The sequence below is a fragment of the Thomasclavelia saccharogumia DSM 17460 genome, from assembly GCF_000686665.1.
In the GTDB taxonomy this organism is placed as follows: domain Bacteria; phylum Bacillota_I; class Bacilli_A; order Erysipelotrichales; family Coprobacillaceae; genus Thomasclavelia; species Thomasclavelia saccharogumia.
In genome coordinates, this window is record NZ_JMLH01000024.1 from 21,683 (window position 1) to 41,127 (window position 19,445).

The 19,445-nt window shown below is 30.2% G+C and carries 21 protein-coding genes; 7 read left to right on the forward strand and 14 right to left on the reverse strand.

Translation table 11 applies throughout. From position 1 onward, the window contains the following. Window positions 1-27 precede the first annotated feature (27 nt). Complete coding sequence (loaP, locus tag BR82_RS0106945) at window positions 28-549, reverse strand: antiterminator LoaP (protein WP_027089590.1); 522 nt, start codon at window positions 547-549, stop codon at window positions 28-30. Between the two features lie 117 nt (window positions 550-666). Beyond that, window positions 667-2,571, reverse strand: a complete 1,905-nt coding sequence (locus BR82_RS0106950) for a polysaccharide biosynthesis protein (protein ID WP_027089591.1) — start codon at window positions 2,569-2,571, stop codon at window positions 667-669. 280 nt (window positions 2,572-2,851) lie between these two features. On the opposite strand from BR82_RS0106950, the gene BR82_RS0106955 reads away from it, so the two are divergent. From BR82_RS0106955 to BR82_RS0106985, 7 genes are all read left to right on the forward strand, one after another. Continuing rightward, on the forward strand, window positions 2,852-3,538 hold the full coding sequence (locus tag BR82_RS0106955; RefSeq protein WP_027089592.1) for a YveK family protein: 687 nt from the start codon (window positions 2,852-2,854) through the stop codon (window positions 3,536-3,538). Continuing rightward, window positions 3,538-4,299: a tyrosine-protein phosphatase gene (locus BR82_RS0106960; RefSeq protein ID WP_027089593.1), complete on the forward strand. Its 762-nt coding sequence runs from the start codon at window positions 3,538-3,540 to the stop codon at window positions 4,297-4,299. The genes BR82_RS0106955 and BR82_RS0106960 overlap by 1 nt, the downstream gene beginning before the upstream one ends. After that, window positions 4,300-5,031 (forward strand): CpsD/CapB family tyrosine-protein kinase, encoded by a 732-nt coding sequence (locus BR82_RS0106965; protein ID WP_027089594.1) that lies wholly within the window; start codon window positions 4,300-4,302, stop codon window positions 5,029-5,031. It begins immediately after the preceding gene. Next, window positions 5,031-6,059, forward strand: coding sequence for a hypothetical protein (locus BR82_RS0106970; protein ID WP_034864365.1), 1,029 nt, complete (start codon window positions 5,031-5,033; stop codon window positions 6,057-6,059). The genes BR82_RS0106965 and BR82_RS0106970 overlap by 1 nt, the downstream gene beginning before the upstream one ends. An 87-nt stretch (window positions 6,060-6,146) precedes the next feature. Then, entirely contained in the window at window positions 6,147-6,704 is a 558-nt protein-coding gene (locus tag BR82_RS0106975) for an LPXTG cell wall anchor domain-containing protein (protein WP_027089596.1), read from the forward strand. Between the two features lie 29 nt (window positions 6,705-6,733). Further along, entirely contained in the window at window positions 6,734-7,372 is a 639-nt protein-coding gene (locus BR82_RS0106980) for a class D sortase (protein ID WP_034864375.1), read from the forward strand. A 1-nt stretch (window position 7,373) separates the two neighbouring features. Next, window positions 7,374-8,195: a hypothetical protein gene (locus tag BR82_RS0106985; protein ID WP_027089598.1), complete on the forward strand. Its 822-nt coding sequence runs from the start codon at window positions 7,374-7,376 to the stop codon at window positions 8,193-8,195. Between the two features lie 55 nt (window positions 8,196-8,250). Here the strand turns inward: BR82_RS0106985 and rpsO are convergent, their stop codons facing one another. The 12 genes from rpsO to BR82_RS0107045 all read right to left on the reverse strand — a co-directional run. After that, window positions 8,251-8,517 (reverse strand): 30S ribosomal protein S15, encoded by a 267-nt coding sequence (gene rpsO / locus BR82_RS0106990; RefSeq protein WP_024722671.1) that lies wholly within the window; start codon window positions 8,515-8,517, stop codon window positions 8,251-8,253. Window positions 8,518-8,626: 109 nt separating this feature from the next. Next, complete coding sequence (gene yaaA / locus BR82_RS0106995; RefSeq protein ID WP_027089599.1) at window positions 8,627-9,385, reverse strand: peroxide stress protein YaaA; 759 nt, start codon at window positions 9,383-9,385, stop codon at window positions 8,627-8,629. Between the two features lie 4 nt (window positions 9,386-9,389). Next, window positions 9,390-10,145 (reverse strand): EFR1 family ferrodoxin, encoded by a 756-nt coding sequence (locus tag BR82_RS0107000; protein ID WP_027089600.1) that lies wholly within the window; start codon window positions 10,143-10,145, stop codon window positions 9,390-9,392. 56 nt (window positions 10,146-10,201) lie between these two features. Further along, window positions 10,202-10,948, reverse strand: a complete 747-nt coding sequence (locus tag BR82_RS0107005; RefSeq protein ID WP_027089601.1) for an alpha/beta hydrolase — start codon at window positions 10,946-10,948, stop codon at window positions 10,202-10,204. Window positions 10,949-10,957: 9 nt separating this feature from the next. Beyond that, a complete protein-coding gene (locus BR82_RS0107010) occupies window positions 10,958-12,106 on the reverse strand; it encodes an aldo/keto reductase (protein WP_027089602.1) in 1,149 nt (382 codons plus the stop codon). A gap of 58 nt (window positions 12,107-12,164) precedes the next feature. Beyond that, the gene (gene catA / locus BR82_RS0107015; RefSeq protein WP_027089603.1) at window positions 12,165-12,791 is read right to left on the reverse strand and encodes a type A chloramphenicol O-acetyltransferase; all 627 of its coding nucleotides are present in this window, start codon (window positions 12,789-12,791) and stop codon (window positions 12,165-12,167) included. Window positions 12,792-12,959: 168 nt separating this feature from the next. Next, window positions 12,960-14,108: a glycerate kinase family protein gene (locus tag BR82_RS0107020; protein ID WP_027089604.1), complete on the reverse strand. Its 1,149-nt coding sequence runs from the start codon at window positions 14,106-14,108 to the stop codon at window positions 12,960-12,962. A 4-nt stretch (window positions 14,109-14,112) separates the two neighbouring features. After that, entirely contained in the window at window positions 14,113-14,883 is a 771-nt protein-coding gene (locus tag BR82_RS0107025; protein ID WP_027089605.1) for an EFR1 family ferrodoxin, read from the reverse strand. A 196-nt stretch (window positions 14,884-15,079) separates the two neighbouring features. Further along, window positions 15,080-16,351, reverse strand: a complete 1,272-nt coding sequence (locus tag BR82_RS0107030; protein WP_027089606.1) for a TPM domain-containing protein — start codon at window positions 16,349-16,351, stop codon at window positions 15,080-15,082. Between the two features lie 8 nt (window positions 16,352-16,359). After that, window positions 16,360-17,427, reverse strand: coding sequence for a TFIIB-type zinc ribbon-containing protein (locus BR82_RS0107035; RefSeq protein ID WP_027089607.1), 1,068 nt, complete (start codon window positions 17,425-17,427; stop codon window positions 16,360-16,362). A 12-nt stretch (window positions 17,428-17,439) separates the two neighbouring features. Beyond that, window positions 17,440-18,735: an SPFH domain-containing protein gene (locus tag BR82_RS0107040; protein WP_027089608.1), complete on the reverse strand. Its 1,296-nt coding sequence runs from the start codon at window positions 18,733-18,735 to the stop codon at window positions 17,440-17,442. 311 nt (window positions 18,736-19,046) lie between these two features. Beyond that, window positions 19,047-19,445, reverse strand: a 399-nt coding sequence (locus BR82_RS0107045; protein ID WP_187116147.1) for a PD-(D/E)XK nuclease domain-containing protein, incomplete at its 5' end; no start/stop codon positions are given.

The window sequence follows — 19,445 nt, forward strand, 5'->3', positions numbered from 1 at the left end:
CAAACCTTTTACATATCTAAATATTTTCTACATTTCTTTACTAATAATTTCTAAACCAACCTTTACGATAGTAATCTGATCAAATAACTTTAATTCAATATAAGCAACACGTTTATGCCGGTTTATTTTGATGATTTTACCATGATAATCAACTAAAGGTCCACTAATAATATTAACCTCATCCCCAACAATATAACCCTTTGACATTTCAATAATATGCTCGCTCTTACCAAATCTAAGCAACGCTTTTGCTTCTTCTTCAAGAATCGGTAAAATATTACTGCCATCATTTCCTAATACCTTCGTTAAATCAGGAATAAGCTTTAATTGGTTAAATAATATATCAATATGATCAGTTATCATAAAGACATAACCTTTAAATAAAATCTCCTCTACTTCACTCCACTTACCACGATATTTTTTCATCCGCTTACATTTAGGAATAAAGCATTCTTCATATATTTTTGGTGAAATCAATCGTTGACAAATTTCTTTGATTTTCTCCTCTTTTCCACTTTTAACCTGAATAACATACCAGTTATCATACATGAAAATACCTCCATTTGGGCATACTTTACCAGTCCGTATTTTTATACCGACTTTTAATAATATTATAGATTATCGCCAATAACGCGACATCGCGACGATTATTTTTGATAATCTTTTTTAAATTTTTTCTTTAGATTTTACTTCTGGTACTTTTCTTTTAAATGGTTTTTTATATGTATAAGTTGGTACCAGTTCCTGAATAAATGGCCTGATATCCTCAACTTCTTCGTATACTTCTTTTTTTAATTCTACTAATTTTTCAAAGAAACTTTCTTCATCCATCTCAATTGGTTTCCCAATATGAATCAGATTATTTGGTGTCTCCTGTAGCCCCTCTTCTTTCATTAACAGCTCTTCATACAGTTTCTCCCCTGGTCTAAGTCCCGTATACACGATCTTTATATCTACATCTGGTTCATGTCCTGAAAGCTTGATTAGATTTCTTGCCATATCTGCTATCTTGACTGGTTTTCCCATATCTAAGATAAATATTTCGCCACCTTTTGCATATGCCCCTGCCTGGAGTACTAGTGACACGGCTTCTGGTATCGTCATGAAATATCTGATGATATCTGGATGGGTTACCGTTACTGGTCCCCCTGCTTTGATCTGTTTTTTGAATAATGGAATCACTGATCCATTTGATCCTAAGACATTTCCAAATCTTACTGCGACAAACTCTGTCTTTGATCTTTTGTTGAATGACTGCACGATCATCTCACAGATCCTTTTTGTCGCTCCCATGACATTCGTTGGATTTACCGCTTTATCGGTCGAAATCAGAATAAAGCGTTTCGCTCCATACTTGTCAGCCACTCTGGCAGTATTCAAGGTTCCAAAAACATTGTTCTTCACTGCTTCATTTGGTGAATCCTCCATCAGTGGTACATGTTTATGGGCTGCGGCATGATAGACGATTTCGGGATGAAATCTTTCAAACAGACTTTCCATGCGCTTCGTATTTCTTACCGATGCAATCATTACTTCTAAATTTAATTTTGGATATTTATCTTTTAGTTCTAATTGAATATCATAAGCATTGTTTTCATAAATATCGACGATGATCAGCTGTTTTGGTTTGTTGGCTGCTATTTGTCTACATAACTCACTTCCAATCGATCCACCGCCGCCGGTTACCATGATTACTTTATCTGTTACGTATCCCATGATATCTTCTAAATTGACTTCGATTGGATCTCGTCCTAATAAGTCCTGAACTTCTACTTCCTTAAAGTCACTGATATGGATATCACCGTTTAGTAACTGATAGATTCCCGGTAATCTTTTGATCTTGCATTTCGTTTCTTTACAAATGTTTAATACTTCTGCTAATTCCTTTTTATCTGCTGAAGGTATTGCTACGAGAATCTCTTCGATCTCATATTTTTCAGCTGCTTCAATGATCTTATCTCTGCCGCCATAAATAATTACGCCATGGACGTTTCGTCCCTGCTTTGAGCGATCATCATCGATAAAGCACATTACCTGTTTATAGACTTCCTGAGAATTGATGATCTCACGATATACTTTTTCACCGGCAAGACCGGCTCCAATGATCATGACTTTTTCTAAATCTTTTCTTTTTTTAACATTGCCAAAGCCAATCTTACTTTTTTTTAGTCTAAGCAGACGATAAGTAAAACGGTTCCCGCCTAAAAACATTGTTAAAAGAAGAAAATAAATAAAGTAACAGCTTCTAGGCAGATCATTACCGGTAATTTCAAGAAGACATACGTTAACGATACTGTCAGCAAAAGTCGCTAATACAATATTTTTAAGTTCGATAATTGAGGCAAACTGCCACAAGCTGTGATAAAGTTTAAAATAGAAAAAGACTACTAGACCGCAGGCAATCATCGGTAAAAGCATTACTGTCAGGTTTTCTAGATACTGATTAGGTATTGGGCCATTAAATCTAAGCAGCAGTGCACCATATCCTGATAATGCGATACATAATGAATCTACCAGCATCAAGATGATTCTTCTAAAATTTAACTGGGATTTATTTCTTGTCTCATCCATTGAATCAAACCCTCCCCTTTTATAATAAGTCAAAAAAATAAATTAAAAACATTATATGACAAAATCAACTCTATTATTATAAATTTATAATAATAAATCAAGTGGTTTTTTATTATTTCTTATTTTTCAAAGAAATAATTTAGATTATTAGATTTTTATTATTATAGACGTCTAAATTAAATAAAAAAAGTAATTCTTTAACATTTTTTGTCGATAAATTCTTGCAATTTATCTGTTAATAAAGCATAATACTCCTGAAACGTATTTATTAGGAGGACTTATGGATAAAACTGAATTAAATGATGAGGTACAAATAGACTTATCAGAATTATTTAAATTAATAAAAAAACATCTTAAACTAATTATTATTTTTATGTTGGTAGGAGTTATCGTAGCTGGTTCTTATACAACTTTTATGGTTGATAAAAAATATTCTTCTCAAGGAACGATTCTTTTAAAAGCACAAGTAGTAGATGGAACGGTTGACTCTACACAGTTAAATTCTAATAATTCCATGATTGCTAATTATATTAAATTATTACAGGGAAACAATATCCAGGATAAAATTGCAAAAAACTTAGATATTTCGACTAGCTTAGTTCGCGGTGCTTTACAAATTTCTAATACTGAAGACACTCAGATCATTGAAATTGGGGCAATCACTACTGATCCTGGTCTATCCAAACGAATTGTTGATGAAACGATCAGTGTATTTACAGAAACAGTAAAAGAAATGTTAGATATTTCCAATATTATCATTGTTGATAATGCTGAAATCAATACCAGTCCCGTTTCTCCAAGTATTAAAAAGAATATGATGTTAGGAGCAGTTGCTGGAGTTGTAATATCTTTAGGATATATTTTATTAGCATATTTATTAGATAGTAAAATTAAAAACGGTGAAGTTGCCGAACAAGTTTTAGATTTACCAGTATTAGGTGTCATTCCATATTTTGAGGATCAATAATGGAATTTATTGATATACATAGTCATTATGCCTGGGATATTGATGATGGTATTAGTAGTCTTGAGGAGGCTAGATCTGCCTTAACAAAAGCACAAGCTCAAGGTATCAAACAAATAGTAGCCACACCACATATTATTCCTGAAACAACCACTGATCTTTGTTTAATTAAACAAAGGATCAAAGAATTTATTGAATTAGCTAAAAATTATGGAATTCAAGGATATTTTGGCAGTGAAGTAATGCTTAATAGTGATTATCTAATGGGTTTGAAAAACAATTTATTAATACCTTTGAATAATGGTCCTTATTTATTAGTAGAATTCAATCTTTCTCAAGGTATTAATGACGAAAGTGATGATCGACTTTATGAATATTCTTTAAGATATAAATTAGTAATTGCTCATGTTGAAAGATACTTTTACAACGAATTAGATTCACAAATGATTCAGTCATGGATCGATAATGGCTATATCATTCAAGTAAATAGTTCAAGTTTTTTGGGTGAACATGGTAAACATATAAAAAATAATGCTTATAAACTATTAGAGAAAGGTCTTATTCATGTTATTGCCAATGATACCCATCGAAGTAACGATCATAGATGTCCAAATTTGAAAGATACTTATGAATTATTAATAAAAAAATATTCACAGGATCAAATAAAACAGTTAATGTATGATAATCCCCTTGCAATCATTAACGGGAAAGCTGTTCTACCTGTGAAAGTTACAAAAATACCCTGGTTTAAAAGGAGAAAATAAATGTTAAAGAAAAAAACAAAACACGAAAACAAATCAACGTTATTAATAACAAATCCTAAACAAAAAAATAATAAAATAGATTATAAAGAGATTTACCGTCATATTCGTACAAACATTGAATATTCAACTGTTGGACAGGATATCAAAGCAATTAACCTTACATCTGCTGTACCAACTGAATCTAAAAGTACCACAGCATTAAATTTAGCGATGATCTATGCTACAAAGTATCCTAATATCTTACTGATTGATGCTGATTTAAGAAAACCTGTACAGCATAAATATTTAAATATCTCAAATAGTAGTGGTCTTACTAATGCATTGATCGATTATGGAAAAACAAAAGAAATCAATCAATCATGTTTTCAAAAAATACAAGATAAATCATTTGTTGGCGATTTGACTGTTTTAACTTCTGGGGTGAAAGTTCCTAATCCTTCAGAGTTATTAAGTAATCCGGTTTTTGAAGAATTCATTAAAGCTTTAAAGCAAAGTTATGATTTCATTATTGTTGATTGTCCACCAGTAATGCTAGTAAGTGATGCTATTCCTGTTGGCAACGTAGTAGATGGAACGGTCTTTGTATGTTCATCTAAGACCACAAATCGTAAAGATGCTAAAGCAGCAGTTGAAGTTTTACAAAAAAATAATGTAAATATTTTAGGGACAGTTTTAACTCAAATTGAAAACGATGGTACAAATTCTGGATATTACTATTATTACTATTATTAATGATTGAGCAAAAGAAAAGTAATCTTATTTTTGCCATCGTTGTCATTGTTCTATGTGCCTTAACTGCTTTAATATTTATTTATGATCGTAATAAAACACAAAACTTTGCCAATCAATTTACTGATAATAGTACTAGTGAAACAGCTAATATTGAAGAAAATGAAAATAATCAAACAACAAATAATAATTCAAATAAAGCTGATTCAACTGATATTCCAACTTTGTATTGTGTCGGTGATAGTACTACTTTAGGAATCGAAGATCAAAACAACGCTTATCCAGCTTATATAGACAATCTTGCCAATTTTAATATCAAATTAATCGGTGATAAAAATATAACAAGTGCTGGTCTGCTAGTAAAATTAGGAGTTACTCCTGTCTACGTTGATAAATTAACGATACCAGCCTCAACTACTCCTACCCCAATCGTCTTTTTGAATCAAGGTGGTAAAGCTAATAATGATCTTTTAAAAAGCCAAGGTTCAATCGATAGTGTTACAATAAACGGTATTACAGGTAAAATTACTTATCGTTATGAAGGTAACACATTATTATTTACTCGAGATCAGCCTGGTGAACAATCAATCGTTAACTCACCAACATTGATTCAAGTTAATAATAATATCGAACCTGATGGTATATTAGTTCTTTATAGTGGTGCTTATGAAAAAAGTGTTAACGGAAGTTTAGTTGAATATCAAAAACAAATCATCAGTGCTTTTAATACTGATAAATATATCGTTGTGTCATTGACCCAAGATGATCGTAATGAAACCAATGAGTCTTTAGAGACTGCCTTTGGTGAGCATTATCTAGATTTTAAAAGTTATTTGTTAGATGATGGTTTAGCAGATGCTGGAATAACTGCTACTGAACAAGATTTACAAAATATCTCTAACAACAAAATTCCTGCCAGTCTTCGGGCTAATGATATAAATGGTAATGATAAATATAGTGAATTATTATCGCAACAAATTCTAAATAAATTACTTGATTTAGAATATATTAATAAAAATATTTTAAAGTAATTTGTGAAATTACTTGTCATTTAATAAAAAAAGGGATATTATAAGTATGTATGTACATGTAAACTCAAAAAGGAGGAAGAAGGAAATATGAAGAAAATCATCAGTTCACTACTTGTGGCTTGTCTTCTTGCTATTTCAACTATATCACCTACACATGCAGTAGGATATTTAAATGATAACGAAAAAGAACTTTTAACTGCATTAAATTCTACAGTAAAAGTAGATGGCGTTACACTTAAGTTACAAGCTGCTGATATTAATACAGCAGAAAATTATATGATGCAAGATGGATTCGATTTAACTACTGAGCAAAAAAATATTATTATTAACAATATTGAAGCTACTAAAGCTTATATGCAAGCTAATCATATTACTAATTTTGATGCGATTACAAGAAAACAAGCATATGATATTTTAGAATTTCTTCAAGCAGCGGGAGGTGCAATCGGTTTAACAGTTACATTAAATGCTGCTGATAGAACAATTTTATTTTATGATGGTGATAAACTAATTTATACTACAACTCAGGTTATTAAAAAAACTGGTTATGATATAACTCAAACTGTAGTTATTGCATCAGGTCTAGTTGTTATCTTATTAGGTGCAGGATATTATGCTAAGAAAAAACATTTGTTTTCTAAATAATGAAATTAAATCATAAACAGCGCAAGGTGATGGCACTAATTTTAGTGCCATTATCTTTTACGCTTCTTTGTTATTTAACATTATATCTATTAATAAGTCCTGTAATTGAGCCATTAATGTCTATCTATAGCTTAATTTCCAATGATTATGCACCTACTTTAAATGATGAAAATTCTAAAGATTTATATGCAAATAAATTAGTAGCTTCGGATACGATCAATGCATCACAAATAGTTCAGCCAACCTATGGTGATTTATTTGGAAAATTAACCATTGATTCTGTAGATATCAACGTAAATCTATATTACGGAGATGGTAGAGACCAGCTTCGTAATGGTGTAGGGCTATTTGGGGGATCTTTTTTACCTGGTTTTAATCGAACAATCTTGATCGCAGGCCATTCAATACCATATTTTGAACCTTTAGGTGATATTAAAGTTGGCGATATAATTAAAATATCTACACATTATGGAGATTTTGAGTATAAAATTACTAATACTAAAATTTCTGATGCCAATGATAGCAGTAATTATGATCTCGAACAAGATGAACAAGAACAATTAATTTTATATACATGTTATCCATTTGAAATAATCGGCTATAAATCACAGCGATTATTTGTATATGCTGATAAAATAAGTGGACCTACTATAGTGGAGGGACAGTAAGATGAGTAGAAAAAGCAGTCGCAATTATTTATCATATTTAGTAGCTTTATTATTGACTATATTTATTAGTATCTTCATTGTTTTAACAGTTACTAATGTAACGATCATGAATTCTAGTTATTTAACTTCTAAAATGGAAAGTGCTGATTTTTATCGACAATCTGTTATTAATTTAAATAAACAAATTCAGCAGGAGACACAGTCTACGGGATTTCCTCTAGAAATGTTTGAAAATTACGTTGATGAAGAAACAGCAGATGAAATAATGAAAAACTATATTGAAAATGCTTTTTCAACCGGTAATACTGATATCGATACTACGACATTTGAAACAAAATTAACTGAGGATATTGATGAATATCTCCAATCAGCTAATATTATCATTAATAGTGAAGAAGAAACAGCTATTGCAACATTAAAAAATAATTTGATTAATTATTATCAAACTTATTTAACGATTCCTTATTTAGATTTAATAATTAATCTTATTAATACGTACAATACATATTATTATTTCATTGCAATTATTTTAATTTTATTGATCTTAATAGCTAGTTTTATTTTATATCATTTACATAGTCATTTTCGTACTAGAAGAAGATATTTTGCTTATGCCCTATCAAGTACAGGGTTAATATGTCTGATTCTTCCAGCTTTTATCTATTTTGGTAATTTTGTTGGTAAAATAAGCTTATCACCGAAATATTTCTATGATTTTGTTACATCTGCAATTAACAATTATTTATTAATATATATTATTATTGGTATTGTTATGATCATTATTGGTAATATAACTGCATATTTAAGATTTAAAAGATATTAATCTAGGAAAATTCCTAGATTATTTTTTATCAAAAAAAAAGATGCATAAGCATCTTCTATTTTCTTAATCCTAAGCTTTCACATAAAGCAGAATATCTTTCGATATCTTTATTTTTTAAATATTTTAATAAATCTCTTCTACGTCCAACTTTTTTTAATAAACCTCTATTTGAATGTTTATCTTTTGGATGTTGTTTAAAATGACCATTCAATTTGTTGATATCAGCAGTTAATACTGCGATTTGTACTTCTGGAGACCCTGTATCTCCTTCTTTAGTAGCATACTTTTGCATAATTGCGGTTTTTTCTTCTTTAGTTAACATCTCTTATTTCCTCCATTAATTTAACTTAGCTAACCCCAAGCTATACGTCGAGTATTCGTATATCCTAGCTGTTGCCGCAATCAACATTTTACCAAATTTCGTAATAAAGTCAAGTGGATTTTCTTTTTTCACGAACAAAAATATAATTTTGAGAATCTGATTTTTCTAAACAAAAACGATATCCTAAGCCACTAAATTTCTTTACTGATTCAAAAGTAGTAATCCGATTTTTCACGATATAACGAACCATTTCTCCTCGCGCTTGTTTTACATATACGCCAATTTCTTTATACTCATCATTTACTTTTTCCATAAAATAACATTTAACATATTTTACATCATCATTTAAGTATTTTCTTAATATTCTAGTATATTGTTTTGCCCCTAAATCAAGAATTTCTTTATCATCCTTAATTAATTCAAGATATATTTTATTACCCCAAAACTCATAAAGATTACGATACTTACCAAAAGATAATTTATTATTTAATTCTAAACGATATGGGACGACCCCATCAAATGGTCTTAATACACCATAAAAACCAGAAAGAATACGAATATATTTGTTAGTAAACTCATAATCTTCAATAGTAAAAATATGGGCAGCTAGATTATCGTACTGAATTCCTTCATATGATAAAATAGCAGGAACTGTATTTTTCTTTAAATCAATTTTTTGGTAATTAGTATATGCTTCAAATGCAATCTTATCACTACATTTTAATAGCTGTTTAATTTTTGAGATTGATAGTTTTTTTAACTGTTTCAATAAAATTTCTGTATCTTTTAAAAATACTGGGCAGCTTTTGGGTTCAAGATAAGTGATATCATCTTTCATTCTTTTAGATGGTGTTATTATTACTTGCATTTTATCACTCGTAATGTTCATTTAAATAATATCTAACTTTATTTTGGGTCTTATTTTTATACTCTATAGCCTGCATAGGGCATGAGCCAATGCAGGCCATGCATTGGGTGCAATGATTTGACCACTTAGGTTTTTCTTCACTTATTTCGATATTATTTAAAGGACATATTTTTTTACAGTTACCACAGCCAGTACAATTTTCATTAACATAAAAACCATCAGCTTTTACAAATATCGTATAAAATAACTTATTTATAAGAGAACTACTTATAATATCACCGAAATGATATTTATCATTTTCAAATTTCTTTTCTTTTTTTATTATTTTACCAAGTTGTAACGTGGGCTCGATAGCTCTAGCAATAATCTTTTTAGCCTCTCCTGGTTCTGGAGCCTTAAACATCGTAATAAAATTTTCTGGCATTATTACTGCTTTTATTCCCATAAATTCTAAATTCTTTTTTTGAACAAGTTTTTTTACATATCTTTTGGCATTACCTATTCCACCTCCACAAGTTAAAATAAAATATATTTTTTTATTACCTTTAAAATTTGTTTGTCTAATAAAATTTTCAACAACCCGTGGAATTTGCCATGCATATGTAGGACAAATAATAACATACGGTTTTTTACTAGTAAAAGTATAGCTTTTCTTTGCTTTTAAACAATCATTTATTGAAATAATTTCATCTTTAATTTCTGAATTAAGTACTTCGCTAAGATATCTGCTGTTACCAGTTCCACTAAAATATAAAATCATTGATCCGTCTCCTATATATTTATAATACTAAAAAGTTCAAAGATTTAGTTTGAACTTCATTTCCATAAATAATTTAAATAAACAATATTTTCTTTTTGCCATGAATTTTCATTATGTTCACCATTTTCAACTACATTAATATAACTACTAGCATTTAAACTAAGCAAATAATCATTAAAATAAGAAATATTTTTAAACATCTTATCAACATTTTTGATTTCTTTTGTTCCAAAACTAAAATAAACCCTAGTATCTTCATCAATTTGATTATCTTTTAACTCCTGCTTAAGTTCATTCATACATATAGATATTGCTGGTGAAATACAAGCTGCTTTAGAAAAATACTGATTATGTCTAATTACAGTATATAAAGCCATTAAACCACCCATTGAACTACCCGCAACACCAGTGCATTCTCTAAAAGGACAAGTACGATATTTATGATCAATTAGGGGTTTTAATTCATCGATAAGCCACTCCATCAATTGTTTACCACGACCCTCGATTGGCCCAAAATAGCCTTTCTTAATATCATATGGACAATATTCATTTAAACGCTCATGACCTTCATGATTACATTCAATACCAACTATAATTAATGGTTTATCATAATGATCCATAAATTCCTTTAACCCCCATGACTTACCATAAGTTGCATCTTCATCATAAAATAAATTATGTCCATCAAACATATACATAACAGGATATCTTTCATCACTATAAAAATAATTATCTGGTAAATAGACATGAATCGTTCTAAATAAATTAAAAGGTGTTATTTTAACATCAAATTTCTCAATCATCTTCTTCTCCTAATAACCAAATATTTCTACTGCTTTTTTCATTTTTGTAATAATATCAACTGCAAAAGGACAATTTTTCATACAATTACCACAAGCAATACATTCACTAGCATGATGTTTTAGTGCAGCATAGTGCTCTTTTACAGTTTCAACAACTTCACCTTGAGCTATGCATAAGTCCGTAAACTTATTAACATCACTTATCGAAATTTTCTTTGTACATGGAGCACAGTGCCCACAATAAACACAATTACCAAAAAAAGAATGCTTCTCAACATTTGCAAGTACATTAGCAAAATCTTTTTCTTTTAAAGATGCATTACTATAAGCAGCTGCTTCCTGCATTTGGGCAATCGTATGACTTCCAGCCATAACAGAAACGACACCAGGTCTTGTTAAAGCATAATGAATACATTGTAATGGTGTCATCTTTACCTTAAATGGTGATAATTTTTCATCAAGCAGATCCCCACCGCCAAAAGCTTTCATTACAGTAATAGCAACTTCCTGACTTTGGCATAATTCATATAGTTCTTGACGAACAGGATCAATATTTATCAATGGTTTTTCATAATTTTCATCATTCCATAAATCATCAACATCTTCACTTGGCGGTAACATATCATAACAAGGATTTATAGAAAATAAAATTACATCGATCAAACCTGTTTTAACAGCTTTGATTGCAATATTAGGATTATGAGAACTAATTCCTAAATATTTTATTATTCCCTGCTTTTTTAAACTTAACGCATACTTAATGATTTCACCATTAAATACTTCATCAAAATCACTTTGTGCATCAATATAATGAATCATTCCAATATCAATATAATCAGTCTGAAGTCTTGTCAAAAGATCATTAAATCCTTCTTTTACTTCATCAATTTTACGGGTTCTTAAGTATTGATCATTTCTCCAGATAGTACAAAGATGCCCTTCAATTACCCATTGATCGCGTTTACCTTTTATTGCTTCACCAAAAGCACTACGAATATTTGGATTAGAAGAATAAAAATCAATAAAATTAATACCTTCTTCATGGGCTTTTTCAACAAATTCCTTAACTTCTGCCATGCTTTTCTTCATAAAGCCTTCACAGCCTAACGCTATTTCACTAACCTTTATGCCCGTTTTTCCTAATAAACGATATTTCATAATTAATCACCTCAGTTTTATTTTACATGTTAAAGTAATCTTTATGTCAAGTAATATTTTATAACCGATTTATTAAATATTGCAATTCATTTACAAAACGGCAAAGATGAAAACCATCACATAAAGCATGATGCACCTGAATAGCTAAAGGTAATATCAAACTACCATTTTCTTCATAATATTTTCCTATTGTAAAAATAGGTAATAAACAATCCTGCGTTTTTTGTAAATTAAAATTGAAACCTTCAAAAGTAATCCATGGTATCGCAAAGATATTAAAAGTATTAGCTGGCAGATCTGGTTTAGCTTCTCTTTTATTTACAGATCCAAAAGCCCGCATATCTCGTTTGTATAGTTCATAGAAAACATCATAATCTTCTGTATATTCGGTCCAAACATTTGAAAAAGTTTCTGTTTCTTTATGGAATATTGTATAATGAGGAAACATATAATCAAAAACTCCTAATTGATTATTTGAATTAAATGCTGTTCTAAATTCCTCATGTCTATTAACAATGCTAGTAATACTGTGTAACAATGTTGGATATAATTTTTGTTCAGATTCTTTTATCTTTGTAATATCCAATTTAACTGTCATTGTATATGTACAAGGTACATTTGAATAATAATGATCAAAATATTCGCTTCTTTTCCAATTTTCTTTGTCAATAACTTTAAACTTCATGTGCCATCCCCCACAATTTTTTATTAATTATAAATAATTTAATTAAATAATTTTAAATATCTATTTTCCTAGCATAATACATCCTAATCGCTAGGAATCTTAATAGACTAATATAAACAATTACTTTACAAGCCTTAGCTTAATATTTTCATCGATTCATAATTTATATCACCTGCTTTTTTCACATATTTGCCATAGTCTAAAAACCTGCTCTACAGCATTGATCATATTTTCGCTAGCAGTCTGCTGATCCATTGCCTCTGATAGAGTTATAACATCTCTTAAAATAGGAAAATAAGCGTCGATTCCAAGATCATTGCATTTTTCTGCCCCTTTTGCTACAGCTCCACTAAAAGCAATAACTGGTAATTGATATTTCTTAGCTAATTTAGCGACTCCAGCTGGTGCTTTTCCCATCGCTGTTTGAAAATCCAGTCGCCCTTCACCAGTAATTACAAGATCAGCATCTTTAATTTCTTCTTCTAATTTAATTTCACGTAAAATCAAATCAATTCCCGATTCTAATTTAGCATTTAGATAAGTTAAAAAAGCAAAGCCTAAACCACCTGCTGCACCGCTACCGGGAAAACAAGCATCAGCAGCAATAAATTTTTGCTTTGATAATACAGCATAGTTATTTAACCACATGTCCATCTCTTTGATCATTTCTTGATCAGCACCTTTTTGTAGTCCATATACAGCACTAGCTCCAAAAGGTCCACATAAAGGATTTGTTACATCACAAGCAATCATAAATTCACATTCTTTAATTATTGGTAAAACACCATTATCATCAATTTTTTTTAACTTTTTTAATCCTTTAGCCCCTAATTCAACCTGATTACCATTTTTATCTAACATTTCAAAACCTAATGCCTGTAACATTCCAACTCCACCATCATTAGTTGCACTACCGCCAATTCCTATAATAAAATGCCGACAGCCCTGATTAATTGCATCAATGATTATTTGACCAATTCCATATGTAGTAGTATTTAAAGGATTTCTTTGTTCTTTAGCAATCAAAGTTAAACCAGCTATTTTAGCAATTTCTATAACTGCTGTATTTTTAGCATCAATTATTCCATATGAACATTCAATCATATTACCTAGGGGTCCCATTGCTTTTAGACTGCGGATCCTTCCCTTCATTCCTTCGACTAAAGTTTCAACTGTGCCTTCACCACCATCAGCTAATGGTTTTATTAAAACTTCACTTTGTAAATATACACGTTTGATTCCCTGCTCAATTGCTTTACCAGCCTCAAGTGAAGTTAAACTTCCTTTAAATGAATCAATTGCAATTACAACTTTCATCTGTTTACTCCATTTCAAAAAATAACTGATTTTCTTTTCTTAAAGAACATTTTTTTGCCATTAATTTACCCGCTGCTTTTAAAAGCAGTAAATTAACTTGCCGTGCTTGATTAGGACAAACTTTTACACAGCGCATACAGGAAATACATTTACTTTTATCAACCTGCTTAGGATCATTCGATGGTATAGCCTGTAAAGGACATGATTTAGCACAAATGCCACATCTATTACATAGCCTATTTCCTTTTGGTTTAAAAGGAACACCACTATATTTACGGTATGGATAATTACCAGGAACTTTTAATTCCTGATATTTTTCTTTAATATCGACCAAATTTTTAATTTCTCGACTAAAAACTTGTAATTCCATCTGATCGATTGCATTTGGTCTATCACTGGCAAACTGATTCATAATTGAATGTCTAGCAACCGCAGTAATTGCTGCAATTGGATTAAAACCATGATCTTTTACAGTATTTTTTAATTCCAATAAAGTATCATCATAGTCTCGATTACCATATACAACAATCAAAATTACTCTAATATGATCCCCTTTAATATTTGCTAGTCTTTCTATTACTATTTCAGGAACTCGTCCTCCATACGAAGGAATCGCAATCATACAAATATCATTACGATCGAATACTTTTTTTATCTTAAATTGCGGCTGAGTTAAGTCTACTAATTCTGTATCGATCTTCCATTCATTCATCAGTATATCTAAAACTTTTTTAGTCCCACCAGTGGGACTAAAATAAATTCCATACAATTTCATCAGTCTATCACCTTCTATTTTTTCATCCTATAGCCACTTATAATTATAAGCTACTATTTTTTGATTTGCAATAATACTATCATTTCATTACATCTTTATAGTTTATAAATTAATAAAATCAGCAGCAAAATATTGAAGTACCTAATATTTTAGGTACCCTATCATAATATAAATCATATTCTTATAAATCAAATTTTTAAAACTTTCCTCCGCCCCCACCATGAATACGTCCTGAAAAACTACGATGAGTAGTCGATCGGCTGCTTTTACTACTTGATCTGCTACTAACTTTGCTAGTAGTTTTATGACTTGATGTTTTAGCTCCAGAACTATGATAATCTTGTTTTTGCTCTTCTCTACGACGTTTTTTAACATTTGAAAACAAAAATAGATCATTTGATTTAGTTAAAACAAAACTATTTTCTTTGATATAATTATTTGCATCATAAACCCTTTGTTTTGTTTTTAGTTTCCTTAATTTCAATCTCCCTATTATATAAGCAATCACAAATCCAATAAGGAGTGATGCCAACAGGTTTTCAATAAGATAATATTTTTGGTGAGAACTTTGATTATTTTCTGTTGTTACAGTAGTTGAAACAGGCTCACGATAATTTTTAGCATATTCATCAACCTGATCAACGAAAATATTAAAAGCATTATAATAATTTTCTTCTTTAAGATCAGTCAGTATCGCATCTTTTAAAGCTTCTATTATTGAATCAGTATAAATTTCAATGGCTTTTCCATGAGTTGTAATATACCACTCACGTTCCTTCATATCTAAAACTAAAAGTAAACCATCGTAAGTATAACCAAGTCCATAATCATTTTCATCATAAAAATCATCTGCAAAATTTTGGATTAAACCAATACCATTTGTTGAATATGTTGTTACGATTGCAACATCTAGACTATAAGCTGCAATTATATTATTGATTTTTGAAACTAACGCTGTAACTTCTTCATTCGTTAAAAGATTGGCCATATCAACAATACTTTTACAACTTTCTCTACCTTCAATATTTAACCGGACTAAATGTAAAATTTGTTGAATCGAATAAGTTTCTTTATATTTGTCGCTTACATGAAAGTAAGGACTAAAATCCATTGTTAGATCAAGATATTCTTTAGCTTTTCCATAAGTATTGATATACTGGGTTCCATAAAAACCGCCAGATTGATTGACAGCAATAACAATACCATCGCTGTCACCATAGTGATCATAATAATATTGGTTTGCATAACTAGATAAATCAAATCCTTCATCATCATTATCGATATATATGATTGATATGTTAAGATTATATTTATCATGAAAACTATTAGTTAGTGTTTCTAAAACATTTAAACAACTAGTATTAAAATAATTATTGGGATCATAAACATAACTTTCTTGGGCTTGTACAGGAAGAATTGGTAAGCAGATAACTAATAGGATCAATAAAATCGTTTTTATTTTTTTCATTTTTACCACTATAAATTATATATAACAAAAATTACCAAAGTAATAATAATGGTGTTTCTTGCTACTACTTTCCAAAATTCTTTTTTATCCGCTGGTAAATCACCAATTAATTTACCTGTTTGTCCATTCATCATTAAAGGATAGATCTTATCATCCCAAGATAAGTTTAAGATCCACACTGGCAAAAAGTAATAGGTTATCTTTTTATTTTTTAATTCAATACTGGAATTTTCTAATATTTTATGATCATATCCACTAATACAATTTTTAAAAATCGTATTCGTACTATTTCTAATTCGACTATTAGCTTTACTTTCACTGACTTTACTGTTTTCATCATATCGATCAGCAAGATAACCAGCTAAATATGCGCTATCAAAATCAACTGCTTCATTAAAATCAAATGGTTCAATCGACTGCATAAACTCATCATCAATCTTAGATGAACCATCTACTGGAACATTATTAAATTCGATGTTCCCTTCACGAATCAATGAATAATACTTGGTTTCTGTATAATCATATCTGCTGTCACTATAATGTCTTGTTTTAGTTGCTCGATATTGTTGTTTTACCTCTGCTGTGCAATTATAGATCCAAAAAGGAACATAAATTCCTTTTATCTCATCTAATGTACTGTTTGTTTTAAATGTCTTGGGTAAAAAGGGTTTATCTTTAAAAAACTCTTGTAATTTAGCTTTAGCATCTTCTTTATCTAATTTAAAAGGAATGACAAAATCAGGCTTTAACTGATTACTAACGTTTTTATTCATAATTACAGGACTATTACAATATGGACATGTAGCAGCAACCGTCTGACTATTTCCAATGATTTCTCCACCGCAGTTTTCACATGAATAAACGCATATACTGTCAGCACTAAAAACATCATGATCTGCTATCTCATCCCAAGCCATTTCATCTTCTTTGATCTCTTGATATTGTTTCTGATATTCTTTTAGTGTTGCAATCTCAAAAACAGAATCACAATATGGACAAGCTAATTTTTGTTTATCACTATCAAATTTGATTTCCCCACCACAATTAGGGCATCGATATACTATCATCGTCTCCATAGCTTAGCTCCACTATCTTTTATCATTATCATCAAAAACATCACCGCATTCAGGACAAAATTTTGGGGGATGACGAGGATCTTCGGGCTCCCAGCCACACTTATCACAACGATATAATGGTTCATCTAACGGTTTCGGTTTTCCACATTCACTACAAAATTTTCCTTTATTAATATTTCCACACTTACAGACCCAGCCAACTACTTTAGGTTTGCCACATTCAATGCAAAATTTACCAGTATTTTTTGTTTTGCATGAACATATCCATTCTTCTTTAGCTTTTTTGACTTTTTCCTGCTGTTTTTGTGACATTTCATATAAATTTTGGGTATTTAGATTATCAACATTTTGAACCATATTCATTCCCATGAAACCAAGCATTGCTCCGCCATCATTATCTGCTGCTTTTTTTAAAGCTTCACTTTGAGCTTCAACAAGAGTTGCTGCAGCCATTGAAGGATTCTTTAAAATTGCTGTTCGCTGTGCCTTTTTAATTAACTCTTCATCTTCTTTATTAGCAACAACAGAATTAATTGCTAATGAAACAATCTTAATTCCTCGTAACTGTTGCCATTTTTCACTTAAAATCTCGTTTAAAGCATCCACAATTTCAATTGTATGCCCAGGCAGCCTGCTATAACGAATCCCGATATCAGAAATTCTTGCAAAAGCTGGCTGTAATGCTGTCAACAGTTCCCCTTTCAAAGTACTGTCAATTTCTTCACGTTTAAATTCATTTCTAACATTACCACAGACATTAACGTAAAAAAGTAATGGATCAACGATTTTATAAGAATAAGTCCCATGACAGCGAATCGAAATATCAATATCTAAACCAATATTATCATCAACAACTCTAAAAGGAATTGGATTTGCTGTACCATACTTATTATCAATTATTTCCTTTAAATTAAGATAATAGATTCTTTGGTCTTTACCTGTATCTCCACCATAAGTAAATCTTTTGATCATAGTTCCAAATGTTTCCATCACAGAATCACCTAAATTTCCAGTAAATATACTTGGCTCAGTTGAACTATCAAAAGTAAATTCACCAGGCTCAGCACACATTTCAACAATTTTTCCCTGCTGAACAATGATCATGCATTGCCCATCAGCAACAGCAATTCCACTCCCCCTAGAAATAATATTGTCATCACCTTTACTATTTGACGAACGATTAGATGACTTTTTCACACCTTTTGTAACTAATACATCTTTGTTCATTGCCTCACAATAAAAAAACTCTTTCCATTGATTAGCCAAAGTGCCTCCCATAGAACCACTTATTGCTTTAATTAAACCCATATTTTTCTCCTTTCAATCCCCTATTTAACAACTCTAGAATATATCAAAACACGATCCTAGAGGGTAAAATCAACACCAGCATTATTTGCTGCTTGATAATAATTTAATGAATTATCAATAAAAAGCGCCTCATCAAATCTAATTTCTATTTTTTATTACTCATTATCAAGCAATAACCAAATCACTTAGTTATTTCTTAAATTATAACTTCTTTCTAATATTCATCTATTACATAATCTAAAAATCTTTAATAATAAAATTTGCAAATATATTTTACTAACCAATAAATTTTTTAATCGCATCTTATTATATTAATTAATATTCTCTATCTTACACATATGTTTTTTACTCTTTTTATCATAACTGATTCCTACTAATATTAGATCATCTAAATATTTCTCTAATCCATAATAATATTTCTTCGCTTTGATTTGATTAATAGCTGTCTCTACTTCCTGATTCCACTTCAATTCTACTATCATTGCTGGTTTATCATCTTTTGGAATAAACACCATATCTGCATACCCTTTACCACTTGGCATCTCTCTTATTATCGTATAATGATTTCTGGCATATATATACGCAATCGAAATCGTATATGACAGGGCATTTTCATTATTATATGTTAGTATCGCTGTATCCAAATGCGCTTCTTCGATATACTTAGCTACTAATTCTTCATCTTTATTCCATGTCGCTTCTAATAAGGC